This window comes from Streptomyces sp. Ag109_O5-1, assembly GCF_003814875.1.
GTDB classification, from domain to species: domain Bacteria; phylum Actinomycetota; class Actinomycetes; order Streptomycetales; family Streptomycetaceae; genus Streptomyces; species Streptomyces sasae.
Genome location: NZ_RKQF01000001.1, coordinates 10,618,522 through 10,637,229 on the forward strand (window position 1 = coordinate 10,618,522; position 18,708 = coordinate 10,637,229).

19 protein-coding genes are annotated in these 18,708 nt (G+C 72.0%); 11 read left to right on the plus strand and 8 right to left on the minus strand.

Annotation, left to right across the window (positions count from 1 at the left end):
* Positions 1 to 146: 146 nt before the first annotated feature.
* Genes EDD90_RS48380 through EDD90_RS48390 form a run of 3 tightly spaced genes read left to right on the plus strand, consistent with a single transcriptional unit; the run spans position 147 to position 2,298 of the window.
* Positions 147 to 1,235 carry an S-(hydroxymethyl)mycothiol dehydrogenase gene (locus EDD90_RS48380; RefSeq protein ID WP_123979370.1) on the plus strand — a complete coding sequence of 363 codons (1,089 nt, stop codon included), beginning with the start codon at positions 147 to 149 and terminating at the stop codon, positions 1,233 to 1,235.
* The gene (locus EDD90_RS48385) at positions 1,235 to 1,864 is read left to right on the plus strand and encodes an MBL fold metallo-hydrolase (RefSeq protein ID WP_123979371.1); all 630 of its coding nucleotides are present in this window, start codon (positions 1,235 to 1,237) and stop codon (positions 1,862 to 1,864) included. The genes EDD90_RS48380 and EDD90_RS48385 overlap by 1 nt, the downstream gene beginning before the upstream one ends.
* Positions 1,865 to 1,920: 56 nt before the next feature.
* A complete protein-coding gene (locus tag EDD90_RS48390) occupies positions 1,921 to 2,298 on the plus strand; it encodes a DUF4180 domain-containing protein (protein ID WP_123979372.1) in 378 nt (125 codons plus the stop codon).
* A gap of 1 nt (position 2,299) precedes the next feature.
* On the opposite strand, the gene EDD90_RS48395 is transcribed toward EDD90_RS48390, so the two are convergent.
* The gene (locus EDD90_RS48395; RefSeq protein ID WP_123979373.1) at positions 2,300 to 2,827 is read right to left on the minus strand and encodes a hypothetical protein; all 528 of its coding nucleotides are present in this window, start codon (positions 2,825 to 2,827) and stop codon (positions 2,300 to 2,302) included.
* Positions 2,828 to 2,877: 50 nt separating this feature from the next.
* On the opposite strand from EDD90_RS48395, the gene EDD90_RS48400 reads away from it, so the two are divergent.
* Positions 2,878 to 3,696 (plus strand): SDR family NAD(P)-dependent oxidoreductase, encoded by an 819-nt coding sequence (locus EDD90_RS48400; protein ID WP_123979374.1) that lies wholly within the window; start codon positions 2,878 to 2,880, stop codon positions 3,694 to 3,696.
* Here the strand turns inward: EDD90_RS48400 and EDD90_RS48405 are convergent.
* On the minus strand, positions 3,682 to 5,076 hold the full coding sequence (locus EDD90_RS48405; RefSeq protein WP_123979375.1) for an aminotransferase class I/II-fold pyridoxal phosphate-dependent enzyme: 1,395 nt from the start codon (positions 5,074 to 5,076) through the stop codon (positions 3,682 to 3,684). The two genes, EDD90_RS48400 and EDD90_RS48405, sit on opposite strands and share 15 nt — an antisense overlap.
* Before the next feature lie 195 nt (positions 5,077 to 5,271).
* Here EDD90_RS48405 and EDD90_RS48410 point away from each other — a divergent pair, with 195 nt between their 5' ends.
* Positions 5,272 to 5,970 carry a L,D-transpeptidase gene (locus EDD90_RS48410; RefSeq protein ID WP_123979376.1) on the plus strand — a complete coding sequence of 233 codons (699 nt, stop codon included), beginning with the start codon at positions 5,272 to 5,274 and terminating at the stop codon, positions 5,968 to 5,970.
* A 39-nt stretch (positions 5,971 to 6,009) separates the two neighbouring features.
* On the opposite strand, the gene EDD90_RS48415 is transcribed toward EDD90_RS48410, so the two are convergent.
* On the minus strand, positions 6,010 to 7,209 hold the full coding sequence (locus EDD90_RS48415; RefSeq protein WP_123979377.1) for a Gfo/Idh/MocA family protein: 1,200 nt from the start codon (positions 7,207 to 7,209) through the stop codon (positions 6,010 to 6,012).
* Positions 7,210 to 7,350: 141 nt separating this feature from the next.
* On the opposite strand from EDD90_RS48415, the gene EDD90_RS48420 reads away from it, so the two are divergent.
* On the plus strand, positions 7,351 to 8,499 hold the full coding sequence (locus EDD90_RS48420; protein WP_260328561.1) for an ROK family transcriptional regulator: 1,149 nt from the start codon (positions 7,351 to 7,353) through the stop codon (positions 8,497 to 8,499).
* Between the two features lie 111 nt (positions 8,500 to 8,610).
* On the plus strand, positions 8,611 to 8,769 hold the full coding sequence (locus EDD90_RS56025) for a hypothetical protein (RefSeq protein WP_185149713.1): 159 nt from the start codon (positions 8,611 to 8,613) through the stop codon (positions 8,767 to 8,769).
* Between the two features lie 94 nt (positions 8,770 to 8,863).
* Here EDD90_RS56025 and EDD90_RS48425 read toward each other — a convergent pair whose 3' ends face one another.
* Entirely contained in the window at positions 8,864 to 10,255 is a 1,392-nt protein-coding gene (locus EDD90_RS48425; protein ID WP_123979378.1) for a S1 family peptidase, read from the minus strand.
* A gap of 191 nt (positions 10,256 to 10,446) precedes the next feature.
* Here EDD90_RS48425 and EDD90_RS48430 point away from each other — a divergent pair, with 191 nt between their 5' ends.
* The 3 genes from EDD90_RS48430 to EDD90_RS48440 are packed head-to-tail and all read left to right on the plus strand — an operon-like array spanning position 10,447 to position 12,809.
* Complete coding sequence (locus EDD90_RS48430) at positions 10,447 to 11,619, plus strand: MalY/PatB family protein (protein WP_123979379.1); 1,173 nt, start codon at positions 10,447 to 10,449, stop codon at positions 11,617 to 11,619.
* 26 nt (positions 11,620 to 11,645) lie between these two features.
* Complete coding sequence (locus tag EDD90_RS48435) at positions 11,646 to 12,404, plus strand: type 1 glutamine amidotransferase domain-containing protein (protein ID WP_123979380.1); 759 nt, start codon at positions 11,646 to 11,648, stop codon at positions 12,402 to 12,404.
* A 9-nt stretch (positions 12,405 to 12,413) separates the two neighbouring features.
* Positions 12,414 to 12,809 (plus strand): PPOX class F420-dependent oxidoreductase, encoded by a 396-nt coding sequence (locus EDD90_RS48440; protein WP_123979381.1) that lies wholly within the window; start codon positions 12,414 to 12,416, stop codon positions 12,807 to 12,809.
* Positions 12,810 to 12,842: 33 nt separating this feature from the next.
* On the opposite strand, the gene EDD90_RS48445 is transcribed toward EDD90_RS48440, so the two are convergent.
* The 4 genes from EDD90_RS48445 to EDD90_RS48460 all read right to left on the minus strand — a co-directional run bounded on the left by EDD90_RS48445 (position 12,843) and on the right by EDD90_RS48460 (position 17,549).
* Positions 12,843 to 15,602, minus strand: coding sequence for a hypothetical protein (locus tag EDD90_RS48445; protein ID WP_123979382.1), 2,760 nt, complete (start codon positions 15,600 to 15,602; stop codon positions 12,843 to 12,845).
* A 114-nt stretch (positions 15,603 to 15,716) separates the two neighbouring features.
* Entirely contained in the window at positions 15,717 to 16,127 is a 411-nt protein-coding gene (locus EDD90_RS48450) for a DUF4440 domain-containing protein (RefSeq protein ID WP_123979383.1), read from the minus strand.
* A gap of 52 nt (positions 16,128 to 16,179) precedes the next feature.
* Positions 16,180 to 16,599: a Zn-ribbon domain-containing OB-fold protein gene (locus tag EDD90_RS48455; protein WP_123982415.1), complete on the minus strand. Its 420-nt coding sequence runs from the start codon at positions 16,597 to 16,599 to the stop codon at positions 16,180 to 16,182.
* 170 nt (positions 16,600 to 16,769) lie between these two features.
* On the minus strand, positions 16,770 to 17,549 hold the full coding sequence (locus tag EDD90_RS48460) for a TetR family transcriptional regulator (RefSeq protein WP_123979384.1): 780 nt from the start codon (positions 17,547 to 17,549) through the stop codon (positions 16,770 to 16,772).
* A gap of 185 nt (positions 17,550 to 17,734) precedes the next feature.
* Here EDD90_RS48460 and EDD90_RS48465 point away from each other — a divergent pair, with 185 nt between their 5' ends.
* Positions 17,735 to 18,514: a peptidoglycan-binding protein gene (locus EDD90_RS48465; RefSeq protein ID WP_185149486.1), complete on the plus strand. Its 780-nt coding sequence runs from the start codon at positions 17,735 to 17,737 to the stop codon at positions 18,512 to 18,514.
* Positions 18,515 to 18,708: the final 194 nt, after the last annotated feature.

Here is an 18,708-nt window from a genome sequence, read left to right on the forward strand (position 1 = left end):
TGACGGGTGTCGACGGCGCATCGGCGGCGGGTGCGGTGGCCGGCCGGAAAGATCAGGAACGGTCGACGTGCTCCGTGCGGTTACCGATCGGTCACACGTAGGGTCGGGAGGCAGCACGTCAATAGATCGACGGAAGGGTCAGGAGCATGGCGCAGGAAGTACGCGGCGTGGTCGCACCGGGTAAGAACGAGCCCGTGCGGGTCGAGACGATCGTGGTGCCGGACCCCGGGCCGGGCGAAGCCGTCGTACAGGTGCAGGCCTGCGGGGTCTGTCACACCGACCTGCACTACAAGCAGGGCGGAATCAATGACGAGTTCCCGTTCCTGCTCGGCCATGAGGCCGCCGGTGTGGTGGAGTCGGTCGGCGAGGGCGTCACGGACGTCGCGCCCGGCGACTTCGTGATCCTCAACTGGCGTGCCGTGTGCGGGAACTGTCGAGCGTGTCTGCGTGGGCGCCCCTGGTACTGCTTCAACACGCACAACGCGAAGCAGAAGATGACCCTTGCCTCGACCGGGCAGGAGCTCTCCCCGGCGCTCGGCATCGGCGCCTTCGCCGAGAAGACGCTGGTCGCCGCCGGGCAGTGCACCAAGGTCGACCCGGCCGTGTCGCCCGCCGTCGCCGGCCTGCTCGGCTGCGGGGTGATGGCCGGCATCGGCGCCGCGATCAACACGGGCAACGTCGGCCGGGGCGACACGGTCGCCGTGATCGGCTGCGGCGGTGTCGGTGACGCGGCGATCGCAGGGTCCAGGCTGGCGGGCGCAGCGAAGATCATCGCCGTCGACATCGACGACCGGAAGCTGGAGAAGGCGCGCGCCCTGGGCGCCACCCACACGGTCAACTCCCGTGAGAACGACGCGGTCGAGGCGATCCGCGAGCTGACCGGCGGCTTCGGCGCCGACGTCGTCATCGAGGCGGTCGGCCGCCCGGAGACGTACCAGCAGGCCTTCTACGCCCGCGACCTCGCCGGCACCGTCGTCCTCGTCGGCGTGCCCACGCCCGAGATGAAGCTCGAACTCCCGCTGCTCGACGTCTTCGGCCGCGGCGGCGCGCTCAAGTCGTCCTGGTACGGCGACTGCCTGCCCACCCGGGACTTCCCCATGCTGATCGACCTGCACCTGCAGGGCCGGCTGCCGCTGGACGCCTTCGTGACCGAGACCATCCAACTCGACGAGGTGGAGAAAGCGTTCGAGCGGATGCACGGCGGCGACGTGCTGCGTTCGGTGGTGGTGCTCTGATGACCACCCGCATCGAACGCCTCGTCACCGCCGGGCAGTTCACCCTCGACGGCGGCACCTGGGACGTCGAGAACAACGTGTGGATCGTGGGCGACGAACGCGAGGTGATCGTCATCGACGCCGCCCACGACGCCCAGGCCATCGCGGAGGCGGTCGACGACCGCACCCTGAAGGCGATCGTGTGCACCCATGCCCACAACGACCACATCGACGCCGCGCCCGCCCTCGCGGACCTCACCGGCGCCAAGATCTGGCTGCACCCCGACGACCTGGCGCTGTGGAAGCAGACCCACCCCGACCGGGACCCGGACAACCACCTGGCCGACGGGATGGTCATCGAGGCCGCGGGCACCGACCTGACCGTGCTGCACACGCCCGGCCACGCGCCCGGCGCCGTCTGCCTGTACGACCCCGGCCTGGGTACCGTCTTCACCGGCGACACCCTCTTCCAGGGCGGCCCCGGCGCCACCGGACGGTCGTACTCCCACTTCCCGACGATCATCCACTCCATCCGGGAGAAGCTGCTCACCCTCCCGGCGGAGACGAAGGTCCTGACCGGCCACGGCGACCCGACCACGATCGGCGCCGAGGCGCCCCACCTGGAGGAGTGGATCGCCCGGGGCCACTGACGGCACCGGCCGAAATCCGCAGGCGCGTGGTCGTAGGCCCTCCTAGGATCACGCCCATGACCACCACCGCCACGCTCGTGACCCTGCACACCACCCGCGTCCTGCGCTGCGCCCCCGAGGGGCCGGCGCTCGACGGCGAGAGCGCCGCCCTCGATCTCGTCGGCGACGCGATGGGCCAGGACGCGGAGTTGGTCGCGGTCCCCGCCGAGCGGGTCGGGGACGACTTCTTCCGGCTCCGCTCCGGGGTCGCGGGCGCGGTGGTGCAGAAGTTCGTGAACTACCGGATGCGGCTCGCCGTGGTCGGCGACATCTCCCGGCACCTCGCCGACAGTTCCGCGCTCCGTGACTTCGTGTACGAGGCGAACCGGGGCCGCCACCTCTGGTTCGTCGCCGACGACGCCGAACTGGAAGAGCGACTGCGCCCCGCCGGGTGACTCACGCCTCCGGCAGCGGCAGGCGGCCCGAGTGGCCGGGGGGCAGGGTCAGGTCCTCGCGTACGGCCGCGTAGAAGGCGTCGCGGCCGTCGCGCTGCCGCTCCAGCAGGGCCCGCCAGGTCTCGGGGTCGTGCCGTTCCTCGCGCAGGAAGCGCTCCATCTCCATCACCGTGACGACCCACTCCTGGGCCTTCGCGACCACCGCCGGATCGCCCAGCATGATCAGCTTCTCCGCGTACGGGTCCCGTTCCGACTGGGCCGCCGCCAGCTGGGGTTCGGCCTCCTGCGGGGAGAGCGGGTGGGGATGCGGGTCGTTGCCCAGATGCGCGGCCACCCGGTAGTCCACGGAGACGGTCTTCTTCAGCGCCTGCGCCCACTCCGCGTACACGGACAGCCGCCGCTCGTCCCAGCGCGCCTCCTGCTCCCGCCGGAACCGCGCCCGGTCACCCCGCACCACGGCGAGATACGAACCGAGCGCGCCGATCACGACGCCTATGAGAGCCGGGAGTTGCTGCAAGAACGCGGACATGTGCGCACGCTATCTGTCCTGTTGATCGTAGCGCCCGTACGGTCGTTGCCATGACCGGACTCAACCGCTTTGCGGGACACGGGGTTCTCGTCACTGGCGCGGCCCGCGGCATCGGCGCGGCCGTCGCCCGGCGGCTGGCCGAGGAGGGCGGCCGGGTGCTGGTGACCGACCGGGACCTGCCCGCGGCGACTCAGACGGCGGCCACCCTGCGCGAACAGGGGCTGGCGGTCGAGGCGTTCGCCTGTGACGTGGCCGACCGGGCATCCGTGGAGGCGGCCGTCGCCCGTGCCGTCGACGCCTTCGGCACCCTCGACGTACTGGTCAACTGCGCCGCGCACTGCACCCCGGACCTCCCGCTCTTCGAGGACCAGCCCGACGACGGGTGGGCCCTGGACCTCGACATCACGCTCACCGGTGTCCACCGCTGCTGCCGCGCCGCCCTCCCGCACCTGGCCGCCTCCGGCAGGGGCGCGATCGTGAGCATCGGTTCCGTCAACGCCGAGGCGGACTTCGGCAACCACGCCTACAGCGCCGCCAAGGCGGGCCTCGTCTCGCTGACCCGTACGCTCGCCGGGCACGCGGCCGCGCGCGGGGTCCGGGTCAACCTGGTGGAGCCGGGCACGGTCCGCACCTCGGCCTGGGAGGGGCGCGAGGACGAACTCGACGCCCTCCAACCGCTCTATCCCCTCGGCCGGGTCGGGGAGCCGGAGGACGTGGCCGCCGCCGTCGCCTTCCTCGCCTCCCGCGACGCCGCCTGGATCACCGGTACCGCCCTGCGTGTGGACGGCGGGCTCACCGCCGTCCACAGCGGATTCCACGCGGCGCTGCGGCCGCACCGGGAGGCCCGGCACGCGTCAGAGAGCCGCTGACGCCTTCGTGAGCACGTCCAGCACCCGCCGGGTGTCGTCCTCGGTGGTCCGCCAGTTGCTGAACGCCGCCCGCAGCGCCGGCACCCCGGCGTAGACGGTCGGCGTGAGGAACGTCTCCCCGGACGCGGCGACCGCCCGCGCCAGGGCATCCACCCGTTCCTGCGTGGGCCGCTCGGCGAGTGTGAAACAGACCACGTTCAGCCGGACCGGGGCGAGCAGGCGCAGGGCCGGGAGGGCGTCGATGCCAGAGCCGAGACGGCGGGCCTCGGTGACGTTTCGCTCGACGATCTCGCGGTGCCCGGCCCGGCCGTACGCCGTCAGCGAGAACCAGGCGGGCAGCGCCCGCATCCGGCGGGAGTTCTCCGGGGTGAGGTGCACGAAGTCGGGCTCGCCCGTGGGCATGCCGAGGTAGGCGGAGGCGTTGTGGAACACGGCCACCTGGAGATCGCGGCGCCGGGTGAACTGGACGGCCGCGTCGTAGGGGACGTTCAGCCACTTGTGCAGGTCCACACAGACCGAGTCGGCCGCGTCCAGGCCCGCGACGAGCGGGGCGTGGGCGGGGGAGAGGGCGGCGAAGGCACCGAACGCGGCGTCCACGTGCAGCCAGAAGTCGTACCGCTCCTTCAGGGCGGCGATCGCCCGCAGGTCGTCGAAGTCGACGGTGTTCACCGTGCCCGCGTTGGCGACGACGATCGCCGGCCGCCCCTCCAGAGCGGCCAGCGCCGCGTCGAGCGCGGTCACGTCCACCGCCTCCCGGTTCCCGGGCAGCAGCGGCACCTGCCGCAGCCGGTCCCGCCCGATGCCGAGGACCGAGAGCCCCTTGCCGACGCTGGAGTGCGGGCTGCCGGAGAGCACGTCGACCGGGCCGAGCGCGGCGGCACCCGCCCGGGAGACATCCACCCCGAGCCGCTCGCCGAGCCATTCCCGGGCGATCGCCAGACCGACGGTGTTCGATGTCGTCGCCCCGGTCACGAACGCACCGCTGTGCGCCTCGCCGAGCCCGAACAGCTCGGCCAGCCAGGCCACGGTCTCATGCTCCAGGGCGGCACCCCAGGAGCCGACGGCCCCCGACAGGTTCTGGTCGTAGGCCGAGGTCAGCCAGTCGCCGGTGAGGGAGGCAGGTGTCGCACCACCGGTGACGAAACCGAGGTAGCGTGGCCCGGCCGAGGCGGACATACCCGGCGCCCACCGCTCGGTGAACCGGGCCAGCGCGCCGGCACCGCCCTCCCCCTGCTCGGGCAACGACGCCCGCGCGGGTGCGGGTCCGGGCGCGACCACCGGCCGCCCGGCCGGCCCGGCCACCTCACCGGCGGCCAAGTCGCAGGCGGACTGGAGCAGTTCGGGAAGCCGGGCGAGATCCTCGGCGAGCACGGGGTCCATGGTCCGCAGACTAGGACGGCCGTGACGCGGTGGCGCGGGCCACTCCGGGGAAAGTGGACTGATGCCGCCCGCGGAGGCGGCGGCGCCCAAAGCAACCGTTTCGTCACAGGCCGACCCGGGCTACAACCAATGCCCGCCAGTGGGTGGTCTAGGACCACGAGATCGCAGGACACAGGAAAAGGAGACAGACGCCACATGGGGGTCATAACCAGACGAAGTGCCGTGGTGCTCGGTGTCACCGGGATGGTGGCGCCGCTCGCGCTCGCCTTCACCGCCGTACCGGCACAGGCCGCGAGCAGCTGCACCACACAGGCCGGCCCGTACCAGAAGCAGGTCGAGAAGTTCCTCGGGCGGCCGGTCGACGGCAAGCAGTCCACCGCCGACTGCAAGGCGATCCAGGCGTTCCAGAACAAGCACGGCATCACGCCCGCCGTCGGGTACGCGGGGTCCGTCACCTGGGGCGTGATGGATCTCATGAACAAGCAGAAGGCCGTCGGGAACAACCCCAACAAGGACGGCAAGTGCCCCACCAACAAGGGGCGCATCGCCTGTGTGAACCTGACGCTCCAGCTGTCCTGGATCCAGGACGGCAACAAGCTCGTCTACGGCCCGGTCCCGGTGCGTACCGGCCGCAAGGGGTTCGTCACCCGCACCGGCCTGAAGAAGATCTACTGGCGGGACATCGACCACGTCTCGTCCGTCTACAACGTGCCGATGCCCTACAGCCAGTTCTTCGACGGCGGCCAGGCCTTCCACTCGGTGAACCTCAGCATGTGGAACCCGCCGGGCTCGCACGGCTGCGTCAACATGACCCCCGGCGTCGCCAAGAAGTACTGGTCACTGCTGAAGACCGGTGACGACGTGTTCGTCTACGGCCGCAAGCCGGGCACCTGACGGCACCCGGCCTCCGGCCTCCGGCCCGCGGCTTCGGGCTCAGCTCTCCGGGGCGTCCCCGAAGTCCGGGATCTCCAGCCTGGCCCCACCCTGCCGCGCGGACTCGTGCGCGATGATGCCCGGCAGGGTGTAGCGGGCGGCGACCCACGCGTTGACCGACGGCAGTGTGCGCGCGTTCACAGCGGTCACGAAGTCGTCGACCAGGAAGTGGTGGCTGCCCTCGTGCCCGTTGTGCAGCGCGTCGAACTCCCGCGGCAGCCGCGCCCGGTCGTGCACCGGCGCCGAACCGGACGTGAAGGCCGCCCGCAGCTCCGGTGCGATGTGCTGCAGTGACGGGTCGTCCGGGGACATGGTCGGCTTGGGCTCGAGGAGCTCGCTGATGTCCTTCACGCCGTTCTTGTCCTGCCACAGCGCGACCGTCGCCAGCTGCTCCATGCTCGCCTCCGTGCCGAAGAACCGGAAGCGCGACTCACGGATGTGGGAGGGGTAGCCCACCCGCCGGAACTCGTTCGTACGGAACGAGCCCCCGCCCGCCACCTCGAACAGCGCGGTGGCGTTGGACATGTCGTTGCCGAACTGGCTGACCTCCTTGTCGAAGACGCCGTCGCCCCGGTCGTCGGTCACACCGATCGCCGACACGCTCACCGCGTGCGTCTGCCAGGCGCCGAGCACCCCGCCCACCGAGTGCGTCGGATAGAGCAGCGGGGGGTAGCTGGCGGTCGCCTTCCAGTTCTCGCCGCCGCTGTAGCGGTAGGCGTCGTAGAAGCCCAGGTCCATGTCGTGGACGTAGTCGCCCTCGGCGTAGAACAGCCGCCCGAAGGCGCCCTCGGCAATCTGGTTGCGGGCGTGCACGGTCGCCGGGTTGTACTGGCTCGTCTCGCCCATCATGTACGTCAGTCCGGTCGCCTTGACCGTGTCGATGATCGCCGCGATCTCCTCGGTGGCGATCGCCATGGGGACGGCCGAGTACACGTGCTTGCCGGCGTTCAGGCCCTGCAGGACCAGCGGCCCGTGCGTCCAGCGCTGGGTGAAGATCGCGACCGCGTCGACGCCGGACTCCAGCATGGCCTCGTACGACGGGAAGGTGCCCGCCAGTCCCTGGGCGGCGGCGAGTTTCTCCGCGCGCTCCGGCAGCAGGTCGGTGACGTACACGTCGCCGACGCCGGGGTGGGCCTGGAACAGCGTGGCGAACTGGCCGGAGAACTGTCCGGCGCCGACGATGCCGAGTGAGAAAGTCATGGTGGTTACTTTTGCTGCGAAAGAATCTCGAAGTCAAGGGGCGGAAGGAAGTAGGAAAGGTGGCAGGAGGGCGCTTCTGCGGCGCACCGGGCGCACAGTAGGCTTGTCAGGTTGCTTCAGCTCCGGAAGAAAAGGGATGCCGTGACCGACTGGCTGCCGCTGAGCCCCGCGGTGCGCTCCGTGGCGATCGAGGTACTCGTCCACGGCCCGCTGTCGCGCACCGAGCTGGCCCACCGGCTGAACCTCTCCCAGGGCAGCCTCACCCGCCTCACCAAGCCGCTCATCGAGTCCGGACTGCTCGTCGAGACCCCCTGGTCGGGCGCCCCGGCGGAGGCACGCCAGGGGCGCCCCTCGCAGCCGCTGGACGTGGTCGCCGAGTCCCGCTCCTTCCTCGGCTTCAAGGTCACCGACGAGACGGTGTACGGCGTCGTCACCACCCTCAGGAGCGATATCGTCACCCGCCTCGAACGGCCCCTCACCAGCCACGATCCCGATCGGGTCGCCGGCCTGCTGGCCGCCATGACCGCGGAGCTGGCCGACCGGCACCCCGCCGTCGCCGGTATCGGTATCGGCGTCGGCGGGTATGTGCGCGAGCACGCCGTGGTCGGCGAGTCGCCGTACCTGCGGTGGCGGGACGTCCCGCTGGCCGACCTGGTCCGCGAGCGCACCGGGCTGCCGGTCGTCGTCGAGAACGACGTGGCCGCCCTGGTCGAGGCGGAGACCTGGTTCGGCGCCGGCCGTGGCCTGGACCGCTTCGTCGTCCTCACCATCGGCGCCGGTATCGGCTACGGGCTGGTGCTCGGCGGCAAGCGGGTCCCGTACGCCGAGGAGGACCGCGGCTTCGGCCGGCACTGGATCATCGACCCGCAGGGCCCGCTCACTCCTCAGGGCGAGCGCGGCAGCGCGGTCTCGCTGCTCACCATCCCGAGCATCCGCTACCAGATCAGGGCCGCCACCGGCCATGACGCGTCGTACGAGGAGATACTCGCCCGGGCCGCCGAGGGCGAGCCGATGGCCGCGCGGGTGATCGGCGAGGCCGGCCGGGCGCTGGGCACCCTGCTCGCGCAGATCGCCAACTTCGCCATGCCGCAGAAGATCCTGCTCGCCGGGGAAGGGGTCGGCCTCATGGACGTGGCCGGGGACATGGTGCGGGACGCCGTCGGTGCCCACCGTCATCCGCTCGCCGAGCCGATCCGTCTGGAGACCAAGGTGTCCGACTTCCACGACTGGGCGCGCGGTGCCGCCGTACTGGCCATCCAGGTGCTGGTGCTCGGCGGGGCCGGGGACTGAACTCCCGCTTCTCCTTGACACATTGACGTGATGAGTAACACGGTCCGAAATGTCTATATCGGTCGTACTTACTCACGGCGCCTTCACGCCGATCGGCATATGCTTCACACCATGTCCACCACTGTTGAAGCCGTCACCGAGCGATCGGCCGACGAGGTCAACGAGGAGATCCGGGCCCTGTGGCTCCGGTCGGGCGGGACACTGAGCACCGAGCAGCGCGAGGAGTACCAGCGGCTCGTCCTCGAATGGGCGGCAGCGGCCCCGCAGTAGCCGGATCAGGCGGCCTGACCGTCCGTCCCGGGCACCCGTGAACGGGTGCCCTTCTCGTAGGCCCGTGGGTCCGTGACCCCTCCCGGTCTCCCCGTCAGCCCCAAGTCGCCGAGTAGTAGCGCTGGTAGGCCTTGCGGTCCTGTTCCGCGCGGAAGTAGCGGGTCCCGACCAGGGCGATCAGGCTGCCCCCGATCACCAGCAGACCCGGACCGACGTTGCGGGTGTCCGTGAGCCGGGCGACCAGGCTGGTGTCGGAGGAACCGACCGCCGCCGTCGATCCCGGCGAGGCGGCGCTCGGCGCGATGGTGCTGTGGGTGGCCGACGCGGACGGCGCGGCCGAGGCGCCCTGCGTCCCGGTGGCGGCCTGCGTCCCGGTGGCGGCCTGCTTCGTCACGATCAACTGGACGTTCAGCGCGGCCATCGCCCGCGTCACCGGCTGGAAGAACGTCACCCCGCCCGTGGTGCAGTCACCGCTGCCGCCCGAGGTCATGCCCAGCGCGATGCCCTCGGAGAACAACGGGCCGCCGCTGTCGCCCGGTTCGGCGCACACGTTCGTCTGGATGAGCCCGGTGACCGTGCCCTCCGGGTAGTTGACGGTCGCGTTGAGCGCCGTCACCGTGCCGTCGTGCAGACCGCTGGTGCTGCCGCTGCGGAACACCTTCTGCCCGACCGTCGGATCGGCGGACCCGGTGATCCGCACGCCCTGGCCGTTGCCGATCGCGACCACGTCGGCGTTGTCGCCTGCCTTGCCGTTCGCGTACTGGATGAGCGAGAAGTCATTGCCCGGGAACTGGGTGTTGATCGTGGTGCCCAGTTGCTGGTTGCCGCCCTGGCCCTCGTCGAACCAGATCGTGTTGGCCGGACCGCAGTGACCGGCGGTCAGGATGAAGTCGGTCTGCCCGTTGGTGACGTTGAACCCCGCCGAACAGCGGCCGCCCGTCGACAGGATGGGCTGCGCGCCGTTGAGCCGGGGCGTGAACGTGCCCCCGGTGCGCTGCATCTGCACGAACCCGCCGATGCCGGCGGCGACCTGCTTCAGGGCCGCCCAGTCGGAGGCGGAGACCGTGCTGTCGGCCTCCACCATCACCCGGTTGGTCCGGTAGTCCACCGCCCACGCGGTGCCGGCCACCCGCGGCGCCGCACGCAGCGTGGCGGTTGCCGCCTTCAGTGCGTTCATGCTGTGCGAGACCATCTTGGGCTCGGCGCCCGCCTGCTTGACCATCGCGGCGGCCTGTTCGTCGGTCACCGCGACCACCGGCTTCCCATCGGCGCCGATCCAACTGCCCGCCGTGCGGGCCGTGCCGAGCTTGGTGACCAGTGCGGTACCGGTGTCACCGGCCTCCGTCGCGGAGCTGAACGGCACGGCGGACGTGCCGGGAGTCTCGCTCGCCATGGCCGTGGTGACCATCGCACCTCCCAGAAGGAGTCCGCCGACCGCCGCCAGCTGTGTCCCTCGCCGGACGACCCGTCGTCGTGCGTGCCTCATCCATGGCTCCCGAAACCCCGAACGCGCGGTGTCGACACCGCGGGGCCCTCCGGTCGTCGAGCGCCCTGCTCTTCATACGCGGACGGAGCACGGGGCGTTCACGGCGTCGGTGATCTTTGCGATCCCATGGCAGTACGACGTTGCCGTCCGCCTCGTTCCCGGGCGGTCGGCAGCCGCCTATCTTGACAGCCATGACCAGCATCCCGCAGGAGAACCCGGACGAACCGAACCCGCTGCGCGCCCTCACCCTCGACCGGTTGCGATGTCGTACCAGCATGAAATGGCGCACCTACCCGCAGGACGTGCTCCCGGTGTGGGTGGCGGAGATGGACGTACCGCTCGCCGAACCGGTGATCCGCGCGGTCACGGACGCGCTCGCGCTCGGGGACACCGGCTACCCGGCGGGCACCGCCTACGCCGAGGCGCTGGCCGCGTTCGCCGCTAAACGCTGGGGCTGGGACGGGCTCGACGTGGCCCGCACCGCGATCGTGCCCGATGTGATGCTCGGCGTGGTCGAAATGCTCAAACTGGTCACCGGGCCCGGTGACCCGGTGGTGGTCAACTCGCCGGTGTATCCGCCGTTCTACCAGTTCGTCGAGCACATGGACCGCCGGGTGGTCGAGGCCCCGCTCGGCGCCGACGGACGCATCGACCTCGACGTGCTGGAGGACACCTTCCGGGGCCTCGGCGGCGGACCGGCCGCCTTCCTGCTCTGCAGCCCCCACAACCCGACCGGCACCGTCCACACCGTCGAGGAGCTCACCGCCGTCACCGCCCTCGCCGAGCGCTACGGCGTGCGGGTCGTCGCCGACGAGATCCACGCCCCGCTGACCGCCCCGGGCGCCGGCTTCGTGCCGTATCTGAGCGTGCCGGGCGCCGAGCGCGGGCTGTCGCTGATGTCGGCGTCGAAGGCCTGGAACCTGGCGGGCCTCAAGGCCGCGCTCGCCATCGCCGGACCCGGGGCCGCCGCCGACCTCGCCCGGATGCCGGAGGAGGTCAGCCACGGCCCGAGCCATGTCGGCGTCATCGCCCACACGGCCGCCCTGACCGACGGCACCGCCTGGCTGGACGCGCTGCTCACCGGCCTCGACGAGAACCGGCGCCTGCTCGCCGGCCTGCTCGACCGCCACCTGCCCGCCGTCCGGTACCGGCCCGCCGAGGCCACCTACCTCGCCTGGCTCGACTGCCGCGCCCTCGGCCTCGGCGACGACCCGGCCGAGGCCTTCCTGAAGCGCGGGCGGGTGGCGGTCAACTCCGGGATCCCCTTCGGGACGGGCGGCGCCGGGCATGTGCGGTTCAACCTGGCCGCCTCGCCCGAGGTGATCACGGAGGCGGTACGGCGGATGGCGGCGGCGCTCGGGTGAACCGCGGCGGCTGACATCATGGCCGTATGCGTGTGCTGATGCCCGTCCCCGACCATGACTTCGACGTGACCGAGGTGGCCGTGCCCTGGCGGTTGCTGACCCGGGCCGGCCACGAGGTCGTGTTCGCCACCGAGCGCGCCGGCACCCGGCCCGCCGCCGACCCCCGGCTGCTCACCGGCGTCCTGTTCGGACAGCTCGGCGCCGACGACGAACCCAAGACGTTCTACGAACAGCTCACCGCCGCACCGGAGTTCGCCGCCGCGCTCGCCTGGTCCGACCTCGACGTCACGGAGTACGACGGCCTGCTGCTGCCCGGCGGCCACGCGCCCGGCATGCGCCAGTACCTCGGCTCGGCCGAACTCCAGGAGCAGGTGCGGAAGTTCTGGGCGCTCGGCCGCCCGGTCGGCGCGATCTGCCACGGTGTACTGGTCCTCGCCCGCACCCGGGACCCGGCCACGGGCCGCAGTGTCCTGTCCGGCCGCCGGACCACCTGCCTGCCCAAGTACATGGAACGCACCGCCTACTTCGCGACCGCCTGGCGCCTCGGCCGGTATTACCGCACCTACCCCGCCTACGTCGAGGACGAGGTGCGCGCCGCGCTCGCCGACCCGGCCGCCCAGTTCGAGCGCGGGCCCCGCGAGCTCTCCCGGCGCGGCACCGAGACCGACGACACCGCCGCCTTCGTCGTCGAGGACGGCACCTATCTCTCGGCCCGCTGGCCCGGCGACGCCTATCTCTTCGCCCGCCGCTACCTCGACCTCCTCGCACGGCCGACGGACGCCTAGACTTCCGGCATGGACGACACCACCGGGACGGACCTCGACCGGCTCGGCGCCGGCAAGTATCTGCTGGTCACCAGCTACCGCAAGGACGGCACGCCCGTGCCCACCCCGGTGTGGGTGGTGCGGGACGGGGACGGGCTCGGCGTCTGGACGACCACCGACAGCTGGAAGGTCAAGCGGATCCGTCGCCGCGCCGACGTCCGGGTCGGCCCCTGTGACCTGCGCGGACGTCCGACCGGCGACCCGGTCCCGGCCACCGCCGAGATCGCCGACGCGGCCACCACCGCCCGCTACCGCGGCCTCATCGCCCGCAAGTACGGCATCACCGGCCGCCTCACGCTCCTCGGCAGCAGGCTGCGCCGGGGCCTGGACGGCACCGTCGGCATCCGGGTGACCCTGACGCCCTGAGGAGGCCGCGACCTCCCCAGGGCGCACAGGGCGCTACGAGGCGTCCAGCACCGTTCCGGTGAGCACCAGCCCGCCGGGCAGCGGTCTGCCGGCGTCGTCGGTCTGCTGGAGGCTCACCGTCTCGGCGGACTCCCTGACCTGGTCCTTCACCGTGGGTATGGTCACGTCGAGACTCGTCCTCCCGGCGGGGACGTCCAGATACAGGTACAGGCCGTCCACCTTGGACAGCGGCCGCTCCGGGTCCGGCTCCGCGCCGGACACCCCGGCCAGCCACTGCGGGTCGACGTCCTTGGTGGACAACTCCGGGCCGCTGACCGGAACCGGGACGAACAGCGCGGTGATGTCCGTGTCCGCGGCCTCGGACAGCGAGATCCGCCACTTCAGGGCCTCACCCTCGGTCACCCGGTCGGCGAGCGGGGTCACGGTGACGGTGGGCGCCGGGTCGTCGTTGCGCACGGTCAGCCCGCCCCGGTAGGAGCCGACGACCGCTCCGTGGACGGCCTTGACCAGCACGTCGTGCGGCACGTCGGTGCCGTAGCGCGTGTTGCCCTTCACTTCGATCGGGACGTCGATGTCGTGGCCCCCGGGCCGCACGGTGACCAGGCGGTCCCTGGCCTCGCCGGTGACCGGGTCGACGACGTACACCCGGACCCGGCCGCTGCCCTGCCCGGACACCCGGACCGGTACCCGGTAGGTGCGCACGCCCGAGTCGCCCTCGTCGACCGTCAGCCGGCCGATGTCGACGCGCGGCAGCGCGGCCGCCCGTACCGCGGGGGTGCCCGGCCGCCAGCCCCAGGCGTCCATCAGCCAGGCTTGTCCGGACGCCGAACGCGAGGTCAGATCAAGGGACTTGACCGACCGCAGGTCGACCCCGGCGCGGCGCGCGGCGGTCAGCGGCACCCGGACCTCGCGGGCCCAGTAAGACGCGGTGCGGTCGCTGCCGGGCAGCCCGTCGACGCCGACCCGGCCGAGCGTCGCCTTGCGGCCGTGGGTGTCCGTGACGGAGACGTCGAGCTTCGTGCCCCGGGAGTTCGGCGGCACGAAGAGCCGCAGGGCGAGCGCCTCGCTGCCGTGGAGGGAGACCGGCTGCGTCACCGCGACGCGGGTCCGTGCTCCCGTGGACGTCCAGCGCAGTGCGACCGCGTGCCGGCCGGCCTCCCGTCCCGTCTCCCACTGCGCGAAGTGCGGCGAGACGCCCTCGGCGCCCCGGCCCAGGCAGGCCCTCGCCGGGGCGGGGTCGACCGCGGCGCACAGCCGGCCGCCGGTCACGGTCACCCCGCCGTCCGGCAGGAAGCCGGCGCCACGGTTCGCGCCGACCGCATGGCTGAGCACCCGCGCGGGATCCGCCGAGGGCGCCCGCCGCCCCGAACCGTCCAGCAGCGGACGCACCTTGTCGTCACCGGCCACGAACAGCCGGGCCGCCGCCGCGATGTAGGTCGAGCCCGCCCGGTGCTGCTGGTCGGCGGTCAGCCGGGTCGCGGCATGCTTCCCGCACACCGGGTCCGGGTGGTCCCCGTCGTCGTAGAAGTCGTCCTCCGCCGGGGCCTGTGCCTGCCCGGGCGTCCACTCGGTGTTGAAGAAGTTGTGGTTGGCACCGATGACGAACACCGCGCTGTGCAGGGCCTTGCCGGCGCTGACCGCGCGGGTGCCGTCGACGTACACCTCGCCCTGGAGGTCGGAGACGTCACCGTCGCAGCCCGGCAGGATCGTGAGCGACGGTACGTCCGGCACCGGGTTCTGGCCGAAGACGGTCGGACCGATCAGCACGGTCCCGCTGATGTGCCAGCGCACCGTGCCGTGGTAGCCGTCCTGGTCGGCCGGTGGCGGGTAGAGGCTGTCCAGCGCGGCCCGGCTCACGCCCTCGCCGCCCCGCGAGTGACCGATCAGCAGGACCCGGGACAGGTCGGCGCGGGGCGCTTCACGGACGATCCGCGGGGCGCGCCCCGGGTGCTGAGCCCAGGCGGCCCACTGCGCCAGGTGCAGCCGTACCAGCGACGAACGGGCCTGCGCACCGCCGTCCTCGGCCTGCCAGTCCTGGCCGTTGATCCCGTTCGCCGAGACCGACACGGTCACATAGCCCTGCGAGGCGAGCAGCCGCTGGTCGCGCAGATAACCCCGGTCGCTCGGCACCGCGATCGACCCGGTCGGGCACGGCCAGGCGCCGGACGCCTCACCGTCGTCGCCGTGCGGGGTGTAGCAGGTGGCGTGGCGGCCGTGCAGGAACAGCGCGAGCGGGCGCGGACCGGAGATCCCGGTGGGCGCGACCACGACGGCGCTCATCTCCACGGGGACGGAGAACCCGGGCAGACGAACGGACTTGAGCTGGTACGAGCCGGTGGTGGTGCGGTAGCGGCCGGGCTTGCCCGGGTCCACCGGATTGGCGGGCAGCGGAGCAGGGGGCCGGGCGGCCGGCGCCGGTGTCGTGGTGGCGGGGGAGCGGGTGTCCAGCCGCCGTCCACCGGACCAGACCTGGAGGTCCTTGAGGTCACCTGTGCGCGATGCTTCGAGACCGAGCCGGAAGGTGTGCCCGTCGCGCTCGGGCTTCGGCACCCCCAACAACCGTCCGTCCGAACGGAATTCGACCCGGGCGTCCCCCATCGGCACCTGTCTGCCGGACCGCCACACCAGCTCGGGCGCCGACCGCCCGTCGTCGATGCGCCAGCCCGGCGGCAGCTTCCCGCCGGCCTCGGTGGCCGCCGGGGCCTGTCGAGCGTGTGCGGTGGTACCGGACACCCCTCCCGCCAGCGCGAGCACCGCGGCCGCGGTGACCCATATTCGCCGGGTACGGACCAATGTTCCCCTCCTCGGAAGGCGAGTACGGGCACCCCGGCCGTCCCGGGATGCCTCTCGCGTTCCGGAGGACGGAGAGGTGAGTCTGTGGGTTGCCTGTGAGAGGGGAGTGGCTGGTTATGGGGCAGTGGCCGGTGGTACGGGATCGACGCCGGGCGGTACGACCGTGGCCTGGTGGTAGTACATCCGCCAGTCGCTCTGCCCGTCGCGCCGGCGCCACAGGGAGCTGTGCCGGGAGCGGCGGTCGCCGAGCCTCGCCTCGAACGTCACCTGCACCAGGCCCGGGGCCAGGAGCACCCCGGTCATGCCGGAGGGATCGTAGCGCGGGCCGTCCTTCGACGCGCCCGGCTTGTCCGGCAGTTCGGCGAGCAACTGCTCGTACCCGTACCGGCGGCCGGACGCGCCCACCTCCACGAACTCCGGGTCCAGCAGCTCGCGCGCCAGTGCCCGCGAGGCGCGCACCTCGGGGTCCATGAGCCGCAGCTCGCCCGCGATCGCCGCCGCCACCTGGGCCGATTCATCGTCCATGGCCGTATCCTCGCCCAGGCCGCCGGCTGCCGCGCAACCGGGTTTCCGACCGTCAGCTCCAGGCCCGGTAGGGCTCGTCGAGCAGCTGGAAGACCGGCTCACCGCGCACCGGGTCCTTGGTCGTGGACAGCTTGACCCGGTCGCCGCTGTGGATGCCGATCGGCGGGCCCATGACCCTGCCCCGCACCACGAACCCCTCGGCCATCTCGATCAGCGACACATTGCGCGCGGCGGGTGTGTTGCGGTGCACCACCGACGAGTGGCGGACCGTGCCCACACCTTCGCTGCGCTCCGTGCGCAGCTCGCTGCCCTGGCACACCGGACACAGCAGCCGGTGGTACATGGCGGTGCCGCACCAGGTGCAGCGCTGGAAGACGATGGCGTCCTTGTGGTGGTCCGCGGGCGCGGGGTCGAGAACGCTCGTCGCGAATCCGACCGCCGACTGTGCGGCGCTCGCCGAGTGGTGGTACACGCTGGTCAACTCCCTGCGCTCGCCCGGAATCCCGAATCCGGCGTGCCCGGACCCGGCCGGACACGCAGGTGCCCGGTTCACCGTGCCACCGCGCACGTCGACAGAGTATGGCACTCAGTGCCACTCGTAAAGGCACTGCGTACCCCAAATTTTCGCCGGTCTTCCGGCGGTCAGGTACGGCCGAACGCGGTCTCGATCTCCTGCACCACCCGCCACAGCGGGGCGTCGCGCCGGGAGACGAGGACGACCACGTCGTCCGGGTGCTCGGCCGGGCCGCCGAACAGCGCGGCCGACGCTCCGTCGGACGTGACCTCTGTCCCGACCCCGACCTCGACTCCGCCCCCGGCGTCGGTGGCCGGGGTGCCGAACGCGTCCTGCACATAGCGCAGGGCGTGGTCGACGGTGGCGCCCGCGTCTGCCCGGCCGTCCGAACGCAGCCAGGAGCGGAGCGCGTTGTTGTGCGCGGCGACCACGGCCGCCGCGATGACGTCCGCCCGCAGCGTCCCGTCCCGGCGGCCGGCGAAACGGTCGCGCAGATACTCGGCCAGCGCGCGCTCGTAGCGCCACACCACCGAAAGCTCGTACGCGCGCAGTCCGGGCACCTGCTTGGTGAGCCGGTAGCGCTGCACGGAGAACGTGGGGTTCTCCGCGTACATCCGCAGCACCAGCCGAGCTGCGTCGCACACCCGCCGCACCGGCTCGTGCTCCGGTGCGCTCGCCGCCAGGAAGGCGGTCATGTCGGCCAGGCAGCCCTCGTGGTCGGGGAAGACCACGTCCTCCTTGGACGGGAAGTAGCGGAAGAAGGAGCGCCGCCCGACCCCGGCCAGGGCAACGATGTCGTCGACCGTCGTCTGCTCGTAACCGCGCTCCAGGAAGAGCTGGAAGGCCGCCGCGACCAGGGCGTCCCGCATGGCCGGTTTCGCGGGCGGTGCCGTGCTGCTGGAGCTCATGGACGCGAACGTAGCATTCCGTCCGCCCTTCTGGCACTCAGTGCACTGATGTGGGGGACTGAGTGCTCTTCGAGGCTCGGTCCGTCCGCTCGGTCCGCCCGGGCTGAACCGTCGTACCGGTCCTCCCGTATCTGTTCTCGGGGATCGCGGACACCCGTGCGCACGGGACGTAGAAGGAGAGCAGTGTGTCGACACCGTCCGACCCTGAACAGTCGCACCGCGGACCGGTCCTGGAACCGGTCCGGGTTCTGCGCCCCCGCCGACTCGACGCCCTCGCGGAGCTGATGCGCGAGATCCGAGAGGAGGCGGAGGCCGACGAGAGAGCACGGGAACAGAAGAACGAGCAGAAGAACGGGCAGAAGGACCAGCCGGCCCCGGCGGAGTTCGACGTCTTCGGCACGGCATCGTGGACCGGCGCGGGAACCGAGGACGAGACCCAGGAACTGCCACCCGTCACCGACGGCCCGCGCACCGTGCCGGGCGGTCATGCTTACGGCCACGGTTACGGCCAGGGCGCCCACGCGTCCCGCGCCTTCGGCTTCGGCCCGGGACTGCGCCGGGCGGCCGCCGCCGTGGCCGTCGGGGCGGCCGCCCTGGTCGGCTTCGGCTGCGCCCTGCTGCTGCCCGGCCGTGAGGGCACCGCCGAGGCCGCACAGCCGTCCCCGTCCGCCACCACGGCACCGGCCACCACCGCCCCGGCGGCGTCCGGCTCAGCCGACCCCGACGGCGCCGGCACCCTGCGCCAGGGTGACAGCGGTCCCCAGGTGGTCGAACTGGAGCAACGCCTGCTGCGCATCCCGGACGTCTACCGCGACGGCTCCACCAGCGGAACGTACGACGCCACCCTCGCCGCGGCCGTGGAACGCTTCCAGATCTGGTACGGCATCAGCGGCGACGAACGCGGTGTCTACGGCGACGACACCCGCAACTCCCTGGAGTCCCGCACCAGCCTCGGCGACGGCTGACCCCGCACCCTCGAACGCCGGGCAACGGATCGGGAAAGCACCGGAAAGTCCGCTGGGCGGGCGCCACGATGGGCAGCCACCCGGCGGTTCCGTGCCGCCCTGCTCCCGTCGTACGACCCCCGAAGGCCATGCCGATGAACGGCTCCCGCGTCCCGGGCCTGCTGGTGCCCGCCGTCTTCCTGCTGGCCCTCGTG